Source organism: Niveispirillum sp. SYP-B3756, from assembly GCF_009495745.1.
Lineage (GTDB): Bacteria > Pseudomonadota > Alphaproteobacteria > Azospirillales > Azospirillaceae > Niveispirillum.
This window is the reverse complement of the sequence record NZ_WIDQ01000003.1, coordinates 361,739-380,579: the sequence shown is the minus strand read 5'-3', so window position 1 is coordinate 380,579 and position 18,841 is coordinate 361,739. Positions and strand designations below refer to the sequence as shown.

The following is an 18,841-nucleotide window of genomic DNA, read 5'->3' as shown; positions in this document are numbered from 1 at the left end:
GCCGGCGCCAGCATCCGCTGGCTTGGCTACGCGGCACAGGCCGCGCGGCGGCAGTCGCCGCCGTACCAACGGTCATGATTCATGACCGTTGGTACCACACCAGAAGGGCTTGCGTACTGCCAGGGAGGCCGATCATGCGGGGGATGAAACGATTAAATCACCGGACCACATTGGCCCTGCAGGCCCTGCTGCTGGCCGGTCTGGTGCTGGTGGTCGCCCTGTCGGCAACCGACAGGGCCGCGCAGAAAGATACTGCCAGCACGGTGGGTGCGTCCGCGGTCATCGCGGGCTGACGGCCTTTTCCGTGACGATACGGGTGGGGGAGTGGTAAGCTGCCACCATCCCGTTTGTTCGTTGCCTTAAAGGATGGACGTTCAGAGCCATGCCGTCTTTCGACATCGTTTCCAAGACCGAGATCGCCGAGGTCAATAATGCCGTTCAGGGTGTGTTGCGTGAGCTGCAGACCCGCTTCGACTTCAAAGGTTCCAAATCCACTATGGAACTGAAGGAGAAGGAAAACGAGATTGTCATCCAGACCGAGGATGACACCAAGCTGGAGCAGCTGCAGGAAATGCTGAAGGGCTATTTCGTGCGGCGTAAGCTTGATCCAGGTTGCCTGGACTGGTCCAAGGAAGAAAATGCCGCCGGTGGCACCAAGCGCCAGGTGGTGAAGGTGAAGCAGGGGATCGAGCAGGCTTTGGCCAAGCAGATCGTCAAGGCCCTGAAGGACAGCAAGATGAAGGTGCAGGCCGCCATCCAGGGCGATGAGCTGCGCATCTCTGGCAAGAAGATTGATGATCTGCAGGCCGCCATCGCGCTGGTGAAGGGGCTGAATATCGAACAGCCGCTGCAATATTTGAATTTCCGCGACTGATTGGTTTTTACCCCGCCGCCGGTGTGTCTTGCCGCTTGGGCGTCTTGCCCCGGCGGCAGGCATCGGAGCAGTATTTCACCAGCTCCCAGTCCCGCGCCCATTTGCGCCGCCAAGTGAAAGGGCGATCGCAATGGGCGCAAATCTTTTGCGGCAGATCGGCTTTGGCGACACCGCGTGGCATCTCAGCCCGCCCGTCTTGCGTTCAGCACAGCCCCCGCCATGGCCCCCAAACCCAGGGCCACCGCCAGCAGCAGGCCAATGGCACCGACATAGGGGATCAGCGACACCAGCGCCAGGGCCAGGGTGACCAGGGCGAAACGGCCCAGCACGCGGGCGGGCGGGCCGTCGCGGCCATTGCGCCCCTGCCGGCTCTCCGCCAGACCCAGGGCCGCCACGGCCAGCCCCAGCGGGAAGGCCAGCAGATAGAGCCCCCCCAGCAACAGCCCCAACGGCAAGCCGATCACGCTGAACATCAGCAAAATGGAAAGGGGTGGTACCGCCAGCAGCAGGCCCAGGCCCACCAGTACCCGGCCCAGCGGGTTGCGGCGGATAGCGCCACTGCTGCCCGCCACCAGCGCCGGGAACAACCACAGCACCGCCAGCCCCAGGATGAACAGGGCCGCCATGGTACCCAGCAGGGTCATCAGGCCGGGGCTATCAGTGTCCAGGGTTTCCTTGGCGCGAAATTCCACCGTGCCACCAACATCCACCCCATCGGGTACGGGAACGGAGCGGGGGCCGGTATGGCGGATGCTGCCCGTGATTCGTGCGCCGGGCAGCAGTTCCAGTTCCACCGCTGCCACGTCCAGATTGCCGGCGATGCTGCCGGCAATCACCACCTTTTCCGCCGCCAGTTGCGCATCACCGGCCACGTCGCCTTCCAGGGTGATTTCCCCGCCACTGGCGCTGAAATCACCGCTGATGGTTGCCCCGTGGCTCAGCCGCACCTCTGCCCCTGTCACCCGGGCATCGCCGCTGATGCTGCCTTTAATATCAAGATCGGCGGCGATCGCCAGCAGGTCGCCCGCTACCGGGGCTGCCACCCGCAGATCAAAGCCGGCCAGGATCGCATCACCACTGACCGGGGATTTCAGGTCCAGATTGAAGCCGGCAGCGATCACGTCCCCATCCACCGGTGCGGCGATGATGAGCTTGCTGCCAGCGGCAAACAGATTGTCGCTCACCGGGCTGGTGACACGCACATCCTCCCCATTGCGGAATTCGGCGGCCTGGCCGACCTGGCCGGTCAGGCACAGGCAGACGAGGGCCAGGAAGGCGATGAGGCGGTGCAGGATGGACAAGGGCGGAACCTTCCCTGGAGTGACGGCGGGTGAAACCATGATCTTCCTATAATGCTTTACCGCCAAGTCCCAGTATGCGGACGCTTTTTGGGGCCAGTGCGATACAAATCCGCAACATCTGCTTTTGTCATCTGGCTGTCGCTGTCCACACCTATTATGCTGCATTGCACCATGATAGTGCCCGAATGATGAAGTGAGGGAATGATATGGCTCTGTTTTCTTTGGCTGGTAAACGCGGTCTGGTGGTGGGTATCGCCAATGAGGGCAGCATCGCCCATGGCTGTGCCCATGCATTCCGCGCCATGGGCGCCGATCTGGCCATCACCTATCTGAACGCCAAGGCGGAACCGCATGTCCGCCCCCTGGCGGAGGCGCTGGGCTCCTCCCTGATCCTGCCTTGCGATGTGCGGGAGCCGGGCCAGCTGGAGGCTGTGTTCGAGCGGATTGAGGCCGAATGGGGCAAGCTGGATTTCCTGCTGCATTCCATCGCCTTCGCCCCGCGTGAAGATTTGCACGCGCGCGTCACCGACTGTTCGCGTGATGGCTTCCTGACCGCCATGGATGTGTCGGTGCATTCCTTCATCCGCATGGCGAAGCTGGCCGAACCGCTGATGAAGGATGGCGGCTGCCTGCAGACCGTCAGCTTCTATGGTTCGGAAAAGGTGGTGGATCATTATAATCTGATGGGACCGGTAAAGGCGGCTCTGGAGTCGGTGACCCGCTATCTGGCGGCCGAACTGGGGCCCAAGGATATCCGGGTGCATTGCCTGTCGCCCGGCCCGCTGAAGACCCGCGCCGCCAGCGGCATCGACCGGTTTGACGAACTGTTGGCCCGTGCGGCGGAAAAGGCCCCGCTGCGCCAGCAGGTCGGCGTGGCCGATGTTGGTGCCTATGCCGCCTTCCTGGCCAGCGACGATGCCCGCGCCATCACCGGATCGGTTCCCTATATCGATGGCGGGTACAACATCCTCGGCTGACGCTGAACGGCTGTTGATCGGCATCATTTGTTCGCCGCACGGTCCCGCCAGCCGCATGGCGGGGCCGTTGCGCGCAACAGGTGCCAAAGCCGGCCAAGATATGGTACATAGCCCCAGAATCAGCCCATATATCTGAACGATATCACTTACAGGCGTCTGGGGTCCCATGGCCGGTCATAGCCAATTCAAGAACATCATGCACCGTAAGGGCGCGCAGGACGCCAAGCGGTCGAAGATCTTCAACAAGCTGGCGCGCGAAATTACCGTGGCTGCCAAGTCGGGCCTGCCCGACCCGGCCATGAATCCGCGCCTGCGTGCCGCCATCCAGGCCGCCCGCGCGCAGAACCTGCCGAAGGACCGCATTGACCGGGCCATCAAGCAGGGCCAGCCCGGCGGCGGCGACGACACGAATTATGATGAAGTGCGGTACGAGGGCTATGGCCCCGGTGGCGTGGCGCTGATCGTGGAAGCGCTGACCGACAACCGCAACCGCACCGCGTCGGAAGTGCGCTCCGCCTTCACCAAGCATGGCGGTACCCTGGGCGAAACCAATTCGGTTTCGTTCATGTTCAACCGCGTCGGCCAGATCACCTATCCGGCCAGTGCGGCCGATGCCGACACCATGCTGGAAGCCGCCATTGAGGCGGGGGCGGAGGATGTGCAGTCGGATGAGGGCGGTCACGCCATCACCACCGGCACGGATTCGCTGGGCGAGGTGCGTGACGCGCTGGAAGCCAAGTTTGGTGCCCCGGAAAGCGCCAAGCTGACCTGGACGCCGATGAATCTGGTGCCGGTCCCGGCGGAAGATACGGCCCAGACGCTGCTGAAGCTGCTGGACGTGCTGGAAGACAATGACGATGTCCAGACCGTGCTGGGCAATTTCGACATTCCGGCCGAGATTCTGGAAAAGTTGAGCTGATTGATATTGTTGCAGGCCGGGGAGGGACGGGGATGGCGGGACAGGTGACGACCCGTATCCTGGGGCTCGACCCCGGCCTGCGGCATTTGGGCTGGGGCGTGATTGACGTCTGCGGCAACCGGTTGAGCCATGTGGCCAACGGTACGATCAATACCGACAGCGGCGATGATCTGGCCATCCGGCTGCTGGAATTGCATGACGGCATCGCCGATGTCATCGCCGCCTGGCAGCCCGACGAGGCGGCGGTGGAAGAAACCCTTTCCAACGTCAACCCATCCTCCACCCTGAAACTGGGCATGGCGCGTGGCGTCGCACTGCTGAGTGCCGCCAAGGCCGGGCTGCCGGTGGAACAATATCTGCCCATGGCGGTGAAGAAATCCGTCGTCGGCACCGGCCATGCCGACAAGGTGCAGGTGCAGCACATGGTCCGCATGTTGCTGCCCGGCATCCAGCGCACCAGCGCCGACAGCGCCGATGCGCTGGCCGTTGCCATCTGCCACGCCCATTACGCCCAGACCCGCCGCAAGGTGGATGATGCCATCCTGGGTGTGCGGCGCTAGAAAACACTGTGCCACGCCGTTGCTGTTTTGTTCATATGGTGTAGAATTCTTCCCCGTAGGGAAGAAAGGATGGCGACGCCATGGCCCTGAATATCAAATCCCCGGAGGCGGAACGCGATGTCCGCCGGTTGGCCGAACTGACGGGTGAGAGCCTGACGGAGGCCATGCATAAGGCCGTGCGGGAGCGGCTTGAGCGTGTTGGCCGACAAACGGAAGCGTTGAATGAAACGCGCTGGGCACGGGTGGAAGCGATTGTCGCCCGCGCCCAGGCCATTCCGCCGCTCAATGATCTCAGCGAAGACGAAATCCTGGGCTATGACCTGATTGAAGGGCTGCGGGCAGATGCCGATGATCGCCATTGATAGCTCAGCCGTCTACGCCATCCTGTGCGGGGAGGCAGACGCGGGCTTTCATCTGAAGGCGATCCGGCGCGCAACTGCGCTGATGATGTCGGCCATGACGGCATTTGAGTGCCGAACGGTGATGCTGCGTCGGTTTGGTATGTCCAAAGTCTGGGAACTGGATGCCTTCCTTGATGAGATATCGACGCAGATCATGCCATTTGATGAAGCCCAAGCTGGCATCGCCTTTACCGCCTATGGGCGTTACGGCCGAGGTTCTGGACATCCTGCCCAGTTGAATTACGGGGATTGTGCGGCCTATGCCCTTTCGCGGTCGGCTGACGCACCCTTGCTGTTCAAGGGCCAGGATTTCATCCATACCGACATTATCGCGGCGCTGCCTTTGCTGGTGCCGGAGGCGGGGATAAGCCAATGATCGCCAAACTTTCCGGCCTGCTCGATTCCACCGGTCTCGATTGGGCCATCATCGACGTGAATGGCGTCGGCTATCTGTTTTCCGCCTCATCGCGCACGCTGCGCCGGCTGGGCAGCCCCGGCGACCGGGCCTCGGTGCTGACCGACATGTGGGTGTCGGCGGATAAGATCGCGCTTTATGGCTTTGCCGATGCGGGGGAACGTGACTGGTTCCGCCTGTTGACCACGGTGCAAGGCGTGGGTGCCCGGGTGGCGCTGAACCTGCTCTCCGCGCTGGCGCCCGACCGGCTGACCAGTGCGATTGCCGCCCAGGACAAAACCAGCCTGTGTGAGGCGGACGGGGTAGGGCCGAAACTGGCTGCCCGAATTTTGAACGAATTGAAGGATAAGGTGGCCACATTGGCCGTTGCCCCGATGGCAGCGGCCACAGCGATAAAAGGCGGGCCGCAGCCAGCGGCCCCCAGCGGTGCGGTTGGAGATGCGGTGTCGGCCTTGGTCAATCTGGGATACAAGCGGATCGATGCCTTCACGGCGGTGAACAAGGCGGCCCAGGCATTGGGGGAGGGGGCTGATGTCTCCGCCCTGATCCGTGCCGGCCTGAAGGAACTGAGCCTGTGAGCCGCGCCCCCAAAGCCAAGCCGGAAGCGCCCAAGCCCGAACGCATGGTTGATCAGGACCGGATCGGTGGCGATGCATCGACGGAGAATTCCATCCGTCCGCTGTCGCTGGCGGAATTCACCGGCCAGCGGCAGGTGCGCGAAAATCTGGCCCTGTTCATCCAGGCCGCCCGTTCGCGCGGGGAGGCGTTGGACCATGTGCTGTTGTTCGGCCCCCCCGGCCTGGGCAAGACGACGCTGGCCCAGATCGTCGCCAAGGAGATGAATGTCGGCTTCCGCGCCACCTCCGGCCCGGTCATCGCCCGGGCCGGCGATCTGGCGGCCCTGCTGACCAATCTGCAGCCGCTTGATGTGCTGTTCATCGATGAAATCCACCGCCTGTCCCCGGCGGTGGAGGAAATCCTTTATCCGGCCATGGAGGATTTCCAGCTCGATCTGATCATCGGGGAGGGGCCGGCGGCGCGCAGCGTGCGCATCGACCTGCCGCCCTTCACCCTGGTGGGGGCGACCACCCGATCCGGCCTGATCACCCGGCCGTTGCGGGAACGGTTCGGCATTCCGCTGCGGATGCAGTTCTATGAACCGGAAGAGCTGCAATTGATCGTCAGCCGTGGGGCCCGCATCCTGGGCATGGAACTGACGGACGAAGGGGCGCTGGAAATTGCCCGCCGGTCGCGCGGCACCCCGCGCGTGGCCGGCCGGCTGCTGCGCCGGGTGCGGGATATCTCCGCCGTCACCGGGCTGCTGGTCACCGATGCGGAAGCCGCCGACCGGGCGCTGACAAGGCTGGAGGTGGACCGGCTGGGCTTTGACGCGATGGATCGGCGTTATCTCTCCTGCATTGCCGACCATTATGGCGGCGGCCCGGTGGGCGTGGAAACGCTGGGGGCAGCATTGGGCGAACAGCGCGACGTGCTGGAGGAAACCATCGAGCCCTATTTGATTCAACAGGGCCTGTTGCAGCGCACACCGCGTGGGCGCATGTTGACGGACACCGGATATCGCTATCTGGGATTGCCCGTGCCGGCAACACCAGCCCGCCAGTTGGATCTGTTGGGCAATGCGGTGCCGCTGGGGGCCGATCTGTTCGCTGGGGATGTCGATGCCTGATATGCATGTTCCGCCGGCCGGCTGGACGGAGGGCAAGAACCACGTCTTTCCTGTGCGTGTCTATTACGAGGACACGGACGCCGGCGGTATTGTCTATCACGCAAATTATTTACGTTTTTGTGAGCGCGCACGCAATGAAATGCTGCGTTTGGCCGGTTTTCCTCATGCGGAAATGGTTAACGCGCTGGGTACCGCCCTGACTGTGCGCCATTGCACGATGGATTTCCGGGGCCCGGCCAGGCTGGATCAGCCGCTGGAAGTGTGGAGCCGGGTGACGGCCATCGGGGCCGCCACCGTGGATATGGAACAGGAGGTCCGTCGCGCCGGCTTGCCGCCGCAGACGGGCTCGGATATTGAGCGGCTGCCGGGAGACATGCTGGTGCGTGTCTGCCTGCGTTTGGCGGCGATCAATCAGAACGGAAGGCCGGTCCGGCTGCCCGCAGCGTTGCGGGATGTGTTGGAACGGGTGCTGTCGTAAAGCTAGGTCAGGACTGAACCGAATGTATCCCACTCTGTTGCAGGCCGCCCCGCTGGGCGGTGCCGTTCCAGCCCATGAACTGACCGCCTGGGGCCTGTTCATGCAGGCCGATCCGGTTGTGAAACTGGTGATGCTGGGCCTGGTTTTCGCCTCGGTCTGGACCTGGGCCATTGTCTACGACAAGGTCAAGAAGCTGCGCCGCATCAAGGCGGCGGCGGCCGATTTCGAAGAGCAATTCTGGTCGGGCGGCTCCCTGGATCAGCTTTATGATCAGGTCTCTGCCACGCCCGCCGACCCGCTGTCGGCTGTGTTCGCCGCCGGGATGCGTGAATGGCGCCATGCCACCGAGCGCGGGTTGACCAGCACCGGTGCCATGCGCGCCAATCTGGCCCAACGGATCGAACGGGTAATGTCCGTTACCGTAAACCGGGAGATGGCGAATACCGAACGCTATCTGACCGTGCTGGCCTCCGTCGGTTCCGCCGGCCCCTTCGTCGGCCTGTTCGGTACGGTCTGGGGTATCATGGGGGCCTTCACCAACATCGCCGCCCAGCAGAATACCTCGCTGGCCGTGGTGGCCCCCGGTATCGCGGAAGCGCTGTTCGCCACCGCCATCGGTCTGGTGGCCGCCATTCCGGCCGTGCTGGCCTATAATTACTTCTCGTCGGAAATCGGCCGTTTTGGCGACCGGCTCGACTCATTTGTGACAGAATTCTCCGCGATCCTTCAGCGTCATCTTGAGGAGCGGGGCTGAAATGGGGGCAAGCCTTCCCGGTAAATCCTCCGGCCGCGGCCGCCGCCGCGGCCGGGGCGCCATGTCGGACATCAATGTCACGCCCCTGGTGGACGTGATGCTGGTGCTGCTCATCGTTTTCATGGTGGCGGCCCCGCTGCTGACCTCGGGTATTCCCGTCAATCTGCCCAAGGGGGCGGCCCAGGCACTGAAATCGGAAGAAGATCCGCTTTGGGTGACGGTGACGGCCGATGGCAAGGTCTCCTTCAAGGACAAGAAGGTCTTCGACAACGATATGTTCGCCATCGCTGAACTGGCACCGCGTCTGGCGGTGGTGGCGCAGGAAAATCCGGAACGCAAGGTACTGGTCCGGGGTGATCGGCAGGCGACCTATGCCAGCATCGTCGACGTGTTGAGCGAGGCGCGCCGCGCCGGGCTGTCGGAGGCCAAGCTCGTCATCGAATCCGACGGTCGCCGGTAAGGGGGAATGGGTCGAACCCGATCATGCGCACGCCCCTCATCCTTTCCGGCCTGCTGCATCTGGCGCTGATTCTGCTGGCATTGATTGGCCTGCCGCATCTGGTGCGCGAGCGGGAGGTGATCCAGCTGCAGGAAGTGCCGGTCGATATTGTGGAAATCGGCCCGGCCACCATTGCCAAGCTGCAGCAGCCGACCCCGCCGCGCCCCCAGCCGCCGCATCCCACCCCGCCCAAGCCGCAGCCGCCCACGCCGCCGGTGCAGGCCAAGGAAGAACCGCCGCCGCCGGACATCAAGACGCCGGAGCCGCCACCCCCGCAGGTGGCGCAGAAGCTGCCTGAACCGGAGCCGCCGAAGCCACAGCCCAAGCCAGAGCCGAAGCCGGAACCGCCCAAGCCACCGCCGCCGGAGCCCAAGCCCGAACCCAAGCCCGAACCCAAACCGGAGCCGAAGAAGGAAGAGCCGAAGCCGGAACCCCCAAAGAAGGAGGAACCGAAGCCCACGCCTGAGCCGAAACCGGAACCGAAAAAAGAAGAGAAGAAGCCTGAGCCCAAGAAAGAGGAGCCGAAGAAGGAAGAGCCGAAAAAGTCCTTCGACAGCGTTCTCAAGAGTGTGGCCAAGCTGAAGCCTGACAGTCCGCCGGCCAAGGAAACGGCAAAGCAGGAGAGTTCTCCCCCGCCGCAGCCGAGCAATGCCAAGACCGGTGATCATCTGACGATCAGCGAAGAGGATGCGCTGCGTCGCCAGATTGCCCAATGTTGGAATGCCCCGATCGGCGCAAAAGGGGTAGAGCAGATGATCGCGGAAATTCGCGTCAGTTACGATACCAATATGCGCGTCACGAATGTTCAGTACGTTGGTGGCAACGGTAACCCGAACAGCGATCCGCACTACCGTGCCTTCGTTGAATCGGCGCTTCGCGCACCGTTGTTGCCAGGGTGTAATACGCTCAACATTCCGCGGGAAAAATATGCGGACAAAGGGTCAATCCTGATGAAGTTCAGCCCGAAGGATATGTTCTGATGCCAGCCAAAGCCGATTTTTCCCTGGGGCGCCGGACCGTCATGCGGTCGCTGGCCATGATGGGTGTCGTGGCCGCCAGCGGTGCGGCCACCCTGCCGGCCCGTGCCGAGCTTGAGATTGACATCACCAAGGCCAACCCGCAGCCGATGCCGATCGCCGTGACGAATTTCGCCGGCGACAATCCACAGGCCCAGCAGACCGGGCAGAATATAGCGGCGGTCATTTCGGCCAATCTGGAACGGTCCGGCCTGTTCCGGCCCATTGATCCGGCCAAGTTCATCCAGACGCCGGAGCAGTTGCGCGCCGGCCCGCGCTATGCGGACTGGCGTCTGATCCAGGCGCAGGGTCTGGTGACCGGCACCGTGACTCAGGCCCCCGACGGGCGCACCCGCATTGAATTCCGTCTATGGGACGTGACAGCGGACCAGCAGCTTACGGGGCTGGCCTATACGGTGCAGTCCGATGGCTGGCGACGAGTCGCCCATATCATCTCCGACGCGATCTATAAGCGCATCACCGGGGAAGAGGGCTATTTCGATACCCGCGTCGTCTATATCGCCGAGTCAGGGCCTGCATTGCAGCGCGTCAAGCAATTGGCCATCATGGATCAGGATGGGCAGAACCATCGGTTCCTGACGGATGGCCGTGTACTGGTACTGACCCCGCGTTTTTCACCCAGCACCCAGGAAATTACATATCTGAGCTACTTCAACAACAAGCCTCGGGTCTATCTGTTCAATATCGATACCGGTCGCCAGGAAGTATTGGGCGATTTTCCGGGCATGACATTTGCGCCGCGTTTCTCGCCGGATGGCAACAAGGTGATCATGTCGCTGGCCCAAAACGGCAACACCGACATCTACGCGCTGGACCTGCGCACCCGCCGTCAAACCCAGCTGACCAATCATCCCGGCATTGATACGTCACCCTGCTATTCCCCGGATGGCAGCAAAATCGTGTTTGAAAGCGACCGGGGCGGTACGCAGCAGCTGTACACGATGAACGCCGATGGCGGCGACGTTAAGCGCATTACTTTCGGGTCCGGCCGTTATGCTACGCCCGTCTGGTCGCCGCGTGGGGATTTGATTGCCTTCACCCGTCTGGCCGACGGTAAGTTCTATATTGGTGTCATCCGGCCCGATGGTACTGGTGAGCGTATCCTGACCGAGGCGTTCCACGTCGAAGGGCCGACCTGGGCACCCAACGGCCGCGTTCTGATGTTCTTTAAGGAGCGTCCGGCCGGGGCGGGTGGCAAGCAGCGTCAGGCCAAGCTATACTCAATTGACCTGACAGGGTTCAATGAGAGGCAGGTCTTAACGCCCACGGACGCGTCTGACCCCGCTTGGTCGCCCTTGATTCCGTGACTGCGTCACACTACGTTCGCATCGCAAGAACAGTGCTCAAATCCTTCCAGTCACTAAGATCGTTAAATGCGGCGACTGGCTGCGATGGCACGGTTCGTGGGGCAAATGCGTTATCTCAACACTGAACTGAGTTCCACCTAGGGGGTCTCAAAATGAACTTCAAGATCGTCAGCCTCGTCGCGGTTGCCCTGCTGGCCACCGCCTGCAGCTCCAAGAAGGAGCCGACCGCTACCGCCACGACCGCTGGCACCGTTGCTCCGGCTGCTCCGGTCGCTGCCAAGCCGACTGGCCCCGTTCCGGGTTCGGCTGAAGACTTCGTCGTCAATGTCGGCGACCGCGTCTTCTTCGGCTTCGACAAGTCCGACCTGACTCCGGAAGCAACCGCTACGCTGGACCGTCAGGCCGCTTGGCTGAAGCAGTACCAGGGCGTCACCGTGACCGTTGAAGGTCATGCCGACGAGCGCGGTACGCGTGAGTACAACCTGGCCCTGGGCGAGCGTCGCGCCACCGCTGTCAAGAACTACCTGACCGCTCTGGGCGTTGACGGCGCCCGCGTTCAGACCATCTCCTACGGCAAGGAGCGTCCGGCTGTTGTTGGTTCCAACGAAGCCGCCTGGACGCAGAACCGTCGTGGCGTGACCGTGATCAACTGATCACTGTCTGACCGACGTTTCGGCCATGGCCGATGAGATCGGGCGCCGCTGGTTTTCCAGCGGCGCCCTTTTTCTTGGCGCTGATGGCCGACGGCGCGGCCACAATCCCGCCCCATCGCTGCTGCACCCTTCCACCCGTCCGCACGACGCGATAGGGTGCGGACCATCCTCCACCCTGTTACAGCCGGTCCCTAGATGATCAGCCCGCTCAGCACCCAACGCCTGTTTCTGTGCCGTCGCCTGGCGGTGGCCGCCATCGCGTTGACCGCCCTGTCCTTTACCGGCCCGGCCTTTGGTCAGAGTGACACGCGGGAGCTGATGAATCGGCTGCAGCGGCTGGAAAATGAGATGCAGACCATCAGCCGCGAGGTTTATCGCGGCAATGGTGGCACCCCGCCCGCCGCGTCGGCCTCGGCACCGACCGGTAATGTCGCTGCTGGATTCGAGGTGCGTTTGCAGCGTCTGGAGTCGGAGATGCAGACGCTGACCGGGCGCTATGAGGAAGCGGCGTTCCAGGTTGGTCAGCTGCGGGAGCAGCTGACCAAGATGCAGACGGACATGGATTTCCGCCTCAGCCGTCTGGAACAGCAGTCGGGTGGCGGTCTTGGGGCCGCGGCCCCGGCCGCTGCTCCCGCACCGGAAAAAGGTACCGCGGGCAAGGCGGACAAGGGAGCGGCGGCGAGCCCCGCCGCAGAGCCGGAGACGGGCGGTTCCCTGCCCAGCGGCTCTTCGCAGGAGCAATATAACGCGGCCTTCAACCTGTTGCGGCAGGGCGATTACGCGAATGCGGAGAAGGGCTTCGCGCAGTTCCTGAAGGTCCATCCCAGCGACACCCTGGCAGCCAATGCGCAATATTGGATGGGCGAATCGCTCTATGTCCGGAACAAGTTCAAGGAAGCGGCCGTCGCCTTTGCCGAGGGGTACCAGAAGTTCCCCAAGAGTGGCAAAGCGCCAGACTCGCTGCTGAAGCTATCCCTCTCGCTGTCCGCCATGAAGGCGAACGACGATGCCTGTGCGGCCCTGGGCGAATTGCTGGGCAAATACAAGGACGCGTCCGCCACCACCCGCCGCCGCGCCGAGCAGGAGAAGAACCGGCTGAAATGCAGCTGATGGAACCGGTTCGACCGGATCAGTTCGCGGCCTGTATGAAGGCTGCCGGTCCCTTCGAGCCTGAGCCCCATCTGGCGGTTGGTGTTTCCGGCGGTGGCGACAGCATGGCCCTGGCCTTGCTGCTGGCCGATTGGTGCCGCCAACGGGGCGGACGGCTGCTGGCGTTGACGGTTGATCACGGCCTGCGGCGGGAAAGCGGGCAGGAGGCGGCCCAGGTCGCCGCCTGGATGCGGAACCGAGGCATCGAGCACCAGACCTTGGCCTGGGAAGGGCGCAAGCCGACCACCGGTATCCAGGCGGGCGCCCGCACCGCTCGGCTGCGCCTTCTGGCAGAGGCCGCCGCCGCGCAGGGCATCCTGCATCTGGCCCTGGCCCACCATGCCGATGATCAGGCGGAAACCACCCTGTTGCGGCAGGCACGCGGTAGCGGCGGGGATGGGCTGGCCGGTATGCCGCTGATTCGGGAATTGGGGTCGGTGCGGCTGATCCGGCCGCTCTTGCCCGTTCCCAAGGCCCGGCTGCTGGCAACCTGCAGGGGGTTGGGCCAGACCTGGGTGGAAGATCCGTCCAACCGCGATTCTCGCTATGCCCGTGTGGCGCTGCGGCAGCAGGGGCCTGACACAGACTCGGCCTTTCAGGATGCGACCGCTGCCGGGCAGGATCGCGCCTCCCTCGATCAGACACTGGCCGGGCTGGCCGCCCGCCATGTCCGATTCCAGCCGGAAGGCTGGGCCATGCTGTCCGTTGGCATTGTGTCTGACGCCGCTGGTATGGGCCCGCGGCTGCTGACCAGCCTGCTGCGCGCCATTGGCGGTGCCGCTTATCCGCCGTCCCCGTCGGCTGTCGCCGCGCTCTGGCAGCGGATGGCGGCGGATGCGCGGACGGGGGCCACCCTGGCCGGCTGTCGTCTGGCCGCCACGGCTGGCGGCTGGCAGCTGATGCGGGAGGAACGCCATCTGGAAGGCCCCGTTGCGGTGCCGCCCGGGGGTGGCATCGTCACATGGGACGGCCGATTCCATCTGTCGATCCAAGGGACTATGGAAGGGCAGGTGCAGGCGCTGGACGATATGCTGTGGCAGCGGGCCACGGCCCTCGAACCGGCACTGAAACGCGCCCCGCTGGCCGCAGCCATCCGCCGCACCTGCCCGGTTTTGACCGAGCGTGACGAAATATGCGCCATTCCCCATTTGGGATTTAACAGGGCGGACCGGGCCACGCTAAGCTGCTATATCCTTCCGGAAGTAGCAGTTCCTGCATTTGGGCCACGCTTCGCTGTTGTCAGCGCCGCGAATGACATTATCTAATGGGATGTTCCCCCATCCGGGGTTACCCGCCTGTCAGCCGCCCTGTCGGCTGTTGGGCAGGGCGCCGGAAGGGATGCGGTGGATGAAAGGCTTGTGACGTGAATAATTTCGGCAAGAATCTGGCGCTTTGGCTGGTTATCGGGGTGCTCCTGATTGCCCTGTTCAACCTGTTCCAAAGCTCTTCCACCCGTTCGCCCCAGTCCGGGCTCGCCTATAGCGAGCTGCTGGCGGAGGTGGATCGCGGCATCGTCACATCCGTGATGATCAAGGGGGACCAGATCACCGGCACCACCAATGACGGCCGGACCTTCTCGACCATCGCGCCTCAGGGCAGCAATGTTGCCGACCGGCTGGTCGACAAGAATGTCCGCGTCTCTGTCGTGCCGGAAGATACCAATCCCTCCCTGCTCAGCATCCTGCTCAGCTGGTTCCCGATGCTGTTGCTGATCGGCGTGTGGATTTTCTTCATGCGCCAGATGCAGTCTGGCGGCGGCAAGGCCATGGGTTTTGGCAAGTCCCGCGCCCGCCTGCTGACGGAGAAAGTTGGCCGCGTCACCTTTGATGATGTGGCCGGCATCGATGAGGCCAAGCAGGAGCTGGAGGAGGTTGTCGACTTCCTGAAAGATCCGCAGAAGTTCCAGCGTCTGGGCGGCAAAATCCCCAAGGGTGTGTTGCTGGTTGGCCCGCCGGGTACGGGTAAGACCCTGACCGCCCGCGCCGTGGCCGGTGAAGCCAATGTGCCTTTCTTCACCATTTCCGGTTCCGACTTTGTGGAAATGTTCGTCGGCGTGGGTGCATCGCGTGTCCGCGACATGTTCGAACAGGGCAAGAAGAACGCGCCCTGCATCATCTTCATCGACGAAATCGACGCGGTCGGCCGCCATCGCGGCGCCGGCCTGGGCGGTGGCAATGATGAACGTGAGCAGACGCTGAACCAGTTGCTGGTGGAGATGGACGGGTTTGAGGCGAATGAGGGCGTGATCCTGATCGCCGCCACCAATCGTCCTGACGTGCTGGACCCCGCGCTGCTGCGCCCCGGCCGCTTCGACCGTCAGGTCGTGGTGCCGAACCCCGATGTGCTGGGGCGTGAGAAGATTGTGAAGGTCCATATGCGCAAGGTGCCGCTGGCGCCGGATGTGGACCCGAAGATCATCGCCCGTGGTACCCCCGGCTTCTCCGGTGCGGATCTGGCCAATCTGGTCAATGAAGCCGCCTTGCTGGCGGCCCGTTCCGGCAAGCGCGTCGTTGGCATGGCCGATTTCGAAGCCGCCAAGGACAAGGTGATGATGGGGGCGGAACGCCGCTCCATGGTAATGAGCGAGAAGGAACGGAAGCTGACCGCCTATCACGAGGCCGGCCATGCGCTCGTCTCCCTGATGGTGCCGGAATATGATCCGCTGCATAAGGTGACGATCATCCCGCGTGGCCGCGCCCTGGGCGTGACCATGAACCTGCCCGAACGCGACCGCACCAACTATACCAAGCGGGAGATGGAGTCGCGTCTGGCCGTGCTGTTTGGTGGTCGTGTGGCCGAAGAAATCATCTTCGGGCCGGAGAATGTGACCACCGGTGCGGCCAGCGATATCCAGCAAGCCACCCGCTGGGCCCGTGCCATGGTGGCGGAATATGGTATGAGCGATAAGCTGGGCCGTGTGCGCTATAACGCCAATGAGCAGGAGGTTTTCCTGGGTCATTCGGTGGCGCAGCAGCAGAATGTCTCTGAAGCGACCTCACAGTTGATCGACGAGGAGATCCGCCGTCTGATCGAGGAGGGCGAGGTGCAGGCGCGTACCATCCTGACGACGCATCTGGACAACCTGCACAAGGTTTCCGAAGCGCTGCTGGAATTCGAAACCCTGTCGGGTGACGAGGTTCGGGCCCTGTTGCGGGGCGAAGAGGTGGTGCGTACCGATCCGCCGGCCCCGCGTCCGCCGGCGGTGGAACCGCCCAAATCCACCGGCGGCCGCCGATCGTCCGTGCCCACCACGGGGAGCGGTGAGCCGGAGCCCCAGCCGGGCGTGTAAACCGGATGAGTTTAAGTTGAGCTGCAAACCCCCGGCATGGAAATGCCGGGGGTTTGTGCTTTGGTTCCCCCGTCAGACGAAGCTTTCCCCATGCATCATCGTCCGCTCGCCCTGCTTTCCGGCAGGTCTGCCCGTGCCGCTGTGGCCGCTGGTGCGGCCCAGCCGCTGGCGGGGGGGCCGTTGGCCTTTTCATTGGTTGAAACGGCCGATGGTATCCAGCCCGCAGTCGTGCTTACCGCCAGCCATCCGCTGATCAAACCCCGCCCGGACTGGGCTGGGTTCGACCTGTCGCGGCCCCTGATCATGGGTATCGTCAATGTCACGCCGGACAGTTTTTCCGATGGCGGCGACCATGCCAGTGTGGCAGCGGCCATCGGCCACGGTCGCCGGCTGCTGGCGGAGGGGGCTGATATCCTGGATATTGGCGGTGAGTCGACGCGGCCCGGTGCGGAACCGGTTCCGGTGGATGTGGAGATCGCCCGGGTGGTGCCCGTCATTGCGGCTCTGGCAGCGGAAGGGGCCGTGATCTCCATCGATACCCGCCATGCCGCCGTGATGCAGGCCGCTGCGGCGGCCGGTGCGCGGATCATCAATGATGTAACGGCCCTGACCGGTGACCCGGACAGCCTGTTAGTGGCGGCGGCCAGCGGCCTGCCCCTGGTGCTGATGCATATCCAGGGGGAGCCGCAGACCATGCAGCTGGCCCCCCGCTATGCGGATGTGACGGCGGAGGTTTTTGATTGGCTGGGCGTGCGGATCGAGGCGGCGATGGGGGCGGGCATCGCGCGGGAGAAGATTGCCATCGACCCCGGTATCGGGTTTGGCAAAGACCTGTCCCATAATGTCGATCTGCTGGCCCGCACCGCCAGCTTGCACGGGCTGGGCTGCCCCCTCCTGATCGGGGTCAGCCGCAAGCGTTTCATCGCCTCCCTGTCGAAAGGGGAAGCGCCGAAGGATCGGGTGGCGGGTTCCATCGCCGCCGCCTTGCACGCGCTGGGGCAGGGGGCGCAAATCCTGCGGGTGCATGATGTGGCGGCGACCGTGCAGGCGGTGGCCGTCTGGCGGGCGCTGCAATCGGCCTGATACAACATTTATCGTCATTGCCGCCGCTGCCGTCGGGCGTGCTATAAAGTGACATACAGCCCGGCGCTCACAGGGATTTTTGATCGATGTCGCGTAAATTATTCGGCACGGATGGCATTCGCGGTACCGCCAATACCGAGCCGATGACGGCGGAAACCGCCCTGAAAGCTGCCATGGCGGCGGCTTTGCAGTTCCGGCGCGGGGACCATCGCCATACGGTGGTGATCGCCAAGGATACGCGCCTGTCGGGCTATATGCTGGAACCGGCGCTGACGGCCGGCTTCATCTCCATGGGTATGGATGTGATCCTGGTCGGCCCGCTGCCCACGCCCGCCGTTGCCATGCTCACCCGCTCCATGCGGGCTGATCTGGGGGTGATGCTGTCGGCCAGCCATAATCCATATCATGATAATGGCATCAAGCTGTTCGGGCCGGATGGGTATAAGCTCTCCGATGAGATCGAACGGGGGATGGAGGAGCGGATGGCCCAGCCATTCGCCGTTGATCTGGTCAATCCGCGCGACCTGGGCCGCGCCCAGCGGATGGAGGATGCCTCCGGCCGCTATATTGAGGTGGTGAAAAGCAGCTTCCCACGGGGGCTGCGGCTGGACGGGATGAAAATCGTCCTCGATTGCGCCCATGGGGCCGCTTACAAGGTGGCGCCGCGTGTGCTGTACGAACTGGGGGCCGAGGTGGTTACCCTGTTCAACCAGCCCAATGGCTTCAATATCAATGATAAATGCGGTGCGACGGCACCGGCCGCCATGCGCGCCGCGGTGCTGGAACATCAGGCCGATATCGGGATCGCCCTGGATGGTGATGCTGACCGGCTGATCCTGGCCGATGAAAATGGCAGCCAGATTGATGGCGACCAGATCATGGCCCTGATCGGCGCCAGCTGGGCGGAAAGCGGCCGGCTGCGCGGTGGTGGCGTGGTGGCCACGGTCATGTCCAACATGGGCATGGAACTTTATCTGAAGGGGCTGGGCCTCAGCCTGGCCCGCACCGCCGTTGGTGACCGCTATGTGGTGGAACATATGCGGGAACACGGCTTCAATGTCGGCGGTGAACAGTCCGGCCATGTGGTGCTGTCGGATTTCGCCACCACCGGCGACGGGTTGTTGGCGGCGCTACAGGTGCTGGCCTGCGTCCGCAAGGCGGGGCGCCCGGCATCCGACGTGCTGCGCGTGTTCCAGCCGCTGCCGCAATTGCTGAAGAATGTCCGGTATGAGGCTGGTGGGGGCGTGCAGCCGCTGGAGGATGTGCAGGTGAAGGCTGCCATCGCCGAGGGGGAGGCAAGGCTGGCCGACCGTGGCCGTGTGCTGATCCGCAAATCTGGCACCGAACCGCTGATCCGTGTGATGGCGGAAGGGGAGGATGAGGGGCTGGTGAAGCACGTGGTGGATGATATCTGTGCCGCCGTACAATCGGCGGCGGCCAAGGTGGCGGCGGAGTAAG

Annotated in this window: 22 protein-coding genes; 20 read left to right on the top strand and 2 right to left on the bottom strand. The window is 63.5% G+C overall.

Going from position 1 to position 18,841, the window contains the following annotated elements:
• Window positions 1-134: 134 nt before the first annotated feature.
• Both GE253_RS08800 and GE253_RS08795 read left to right on the top strand, forming a co-directional pair.
• On the top strand, window positions 135-293 hold the full coding sequence (locus GE253_RS08800; protein WP_153203754.1) for a hypothetical protein: 159 nt from the start codon (window positions 135-137) through the stop codon (window positions 291-293).
• A gap of 89 nt (window positions 294-382) precedes the next feature.
• Window positions 383-874, top strand: a complete 492-nt coding sequence (locus GE253_RS08795) for a YajQ family cyclic di-GMP-binding protein (RefSeq protein WP_153203753.1) — start codon at window positions 383-385, stop codon at window positions 872-874.
• A gap of 7 nt (window positions 875-881) precedes the next feature.
• Here GE253_RS08795 and GE253_RS08790 read toward each other — a convergent pair whose 3' ends face one another.
• Window positions 882-1,055 (bottom strand): DUF2256 domain-containing protein, encoded by a 174-nt coding sequence (locus GE253_RS08790; protein WP_153203752.1) that lies wholly within the window; start codon window positions 1,053-1,055, stop codon window positions 882-884.
• 1 nt (window position 1,056) lies between these two features.
• Window positions 1,057-2,175: a polymer-forming cytoskeletal protein gene (locus tag GE253_RS08785; protein WP_153203751.1), complete on the bottom strand. Its 1,119-nt coding sequence runs from the start codon at window positions 2,173-2,175 to the stop codon at window positions 1,057-1,059.
• A 206-nt stretch (window positions 2,176-2,381) separates the two neighbouring features.
• Between GE253_RS08785 and fabI the strand changes: the two genes are divergently transcribed.
• The 18 genes from fabI to glmM all read left to right on the top strand — a co-directional run bounded on the left by fabI (window position 2,382) and on the right by glmM (window position 18,840).
• Window positions 2,382-3,152 (top strand): enoyl-ACP reductase FabI, encoded by a 771-nt coding sequence (gene fabI, locus GE253_RS08780; RefSeq protein WP_153203750.1) that lies wholly within the window; start codon window positions 2,382-2,384, stop codon window positions 3,150-3,152.
• A gap of 166 nt (window positions 3,153-3,318) precedes the next feature.
• On the top strand, window positions 3,319-4,071 hold the full coding sequence (locus GE253_RS08775; RefSeq protein WP_153203749.1) for a YebC/PmpR family DNA-binding transcriptional regulator: 753 nt from the start codon (window positions 3,319-3,321) through the stop codon (window positions 4,069-4,071).
• A gap of 32 nt (window positions 4,072-4,103) precedes the next feature.
• Window positions 4,104-4,631, top strand: a complete 528-nt coding sequence (gene ruvC / locus GE253_RS08770) for a crossover junction endodeoxyribonuclease RuvC (protein WP_153203748.1) — start codon at window positions 4,104-4,106, stop codon at window positions 4,629-4,631.
• A gap of 80 nt (window positions 4,632-4,711) precedes the next feature.
• Window positions 4,712-4,993, top strand: a complete 282-nt coding sequence (locus tag GE253_RS08765) for a type II toxin-antitoxin system VapB family antitoxin (protein ID WP_153203747.1) — start codon at window positions 4,712-4,714, stop codon at window positions 4,991-4,993.
• Window positions 4,974-5,408: a type II toxin-antitoxin system VapC family toxin gene (locus GE253_RS08760; protein ID WP_211101397.1), complete on the top strand. Its 435-nt coding sequence runs from the start codon at window positions 4,974-4,976 to the stop codon at window positions 5,406-5,408. Before GE253_RS08765 ends, GE253_RS08760 begins: the two co-directional genes overlap by 20 nt.
• Window positions 5,405-6,025, top strand: coding sequence for a Holliday junction branch migration protein RuvA (gene ruvA, locus GE253_RS08755; RefSeq protein ID WP_153203746.1), 621 nt, complete (start codon window positions 5,405-5,407; stop codon window positions 6,023-6,025). Before GE253_RS08760 ends, ruvA begins: the two co-directional genes overlap by 4 nt.
• Window positions 6,026-6,069: 44 nt before the next feature.
• Window positions 6,070-7,134, top strand: a complete 1,065-nt coding sequence (gene ruvB, locus GE253_RS08750) for a Holliday junction branch migration DNA helicase RuvB (RefSeq protein WP_153203948.1) — start codon at window positions 6,070-6,072, stop codon at window positions 7,132-7,134.
• Window positions 7,127-7,612 carry a YbgC/FadM family acyl-CoA thioesterase gene (locus GE253_RS08745; protein ID WP_247878563.1) on the top strand — a complete coding sequence of 162 codons (486 nt, stop codon included), beginning with the start codon at window positions 7,127-7,129 and terminating at the stop codon, window positions 7,610-7,612. The genes ruvB and GE253_RS08745 overlap by 8 nt, the downstream gene beginning before the upstream one ends.
• A 22-nt stretch (window positions 7,613-7,634) precedes the next feature.
• Window positions 7,635-8,366: a protein TolQ gene (tolQ, locus tag GE253_RS08740; protein ID WP_153203745.1), complete on the top strand. Its 732-nt coding sequence runs from the start codon at window positions 7,635-7,637 to the stop codon at window positions 8,364-8,366.
• A gap of 61 nt (window positions 8,367-8,427) precedes the next feature.
• Entirely contained in the window at window positions 8,428-8,826 is a 399-nt protein-coding gene (locus GE253_RS08735; protein WP_247878562.1) for an ExbD/TolR family protein, read from the top strand.
• A gap of 80 nt (window positions 8,827-8,906) precedes the next feature.
• On the top strand, window positions 8,907-9,845 hold the full coding sequence (locus GE253_RS08730) for an energy transducer TonB (RefSeq protein ID WP_153203743.1): 939 nt from the start codon (window positions 8,907-8,909) through the stop codon (window positions 9,843-9,845).
• 41 nt (window positions 9,846-9,886) lie between these two features.
• Window positions 9,887-11,209, top strand: a complete 1,323-nt coding sequence (tolB, locus tag GE253_RS08725) for a Tol-Pal system beta propeller repeat protein TolB (RefSeq protein ID WP_153203946.1) — start codon at window positions 9,887-9,889, stop codon at window positions 11,207-11,209.
• A 152-nt stretch (window positions 11,210-11,361) separates the two neighbouring features.
• Window positions 11,362-11,862 (top strand): peptidoglycan-associated lipoprotein Pal, encoded by a 501-nt coding sequence (pal, locus tag GE253_RS08720; protein ID WP_153203742.1) that lies wholly within the window; start codon window positions 11,362-11,364, stop codon window positions 11,860-11,862.
• 195 nt (window positions 11,863-12,057) lie between these two features.
• Window positions 12,058-12,972, top strand: a complete 915-nt coding sequence (ybgF, locus tag GE253_RS08715; RefSeq protein WP_153203741.1) for a tol-pal system protein YbgF — start codon at window positions 12,058-12,060, stop codon at window positions 12,970-12,972.
• Window positions 12,963-14,276 carry a tRNA lysidine(34) synthetase TilS gene (gene tilS / locus GE253_RS08710; protein WP_153203740.1) on the top strand — a complete coding sequence of 438 codons (1,314 nt, stop codon included), beginning with the start codon at window positions 12,963-12,965 and terminating at the stop codon, window positions 14,274-14,276. Before ybgF ends, tilS begins: the two co-directional genes overlap by 10 nt.
• A gap of 98 nt (window positions 14,277-14,374) precedes the next feature.
• Entirely contained in the window at window positions 14,375-16,300 is a 1,926-nt protein-coding gene (ftsH, locus tag GE253_RS08705; RefSeq protein WP_348770799.1) for an ATP-dependent zinc metalloprotease FtsH, read from the top strand.
• Between the two features lie 90 nt (window positions 16,301-16,390).
• A complete protein-coding gene (gene folP, locus GE253_RS08700) occupies window positions 16,391-17,383 on the top strand; it encodes a dihydropteroate synthase (RefSeq protein WP_247878561.1) in 993 nt (330 codons plus the stop codon).
• A gap of 86 nt (window positions 17,384-17,469) precedes the next feature.
• Window positions 17,470-18,840, top strand: coding sequence for a phosphoglucosamine mutase (gene glmM, locus GE253_RS08695; protein ID WP_153203738.1), 1,371 nt, complete (start codon window positions 17,470-17,472; stop codon window positions 18,838-18,840).
• The last annotated feature ends 1 nt before the right edge of the window (window position 18,841 follow it).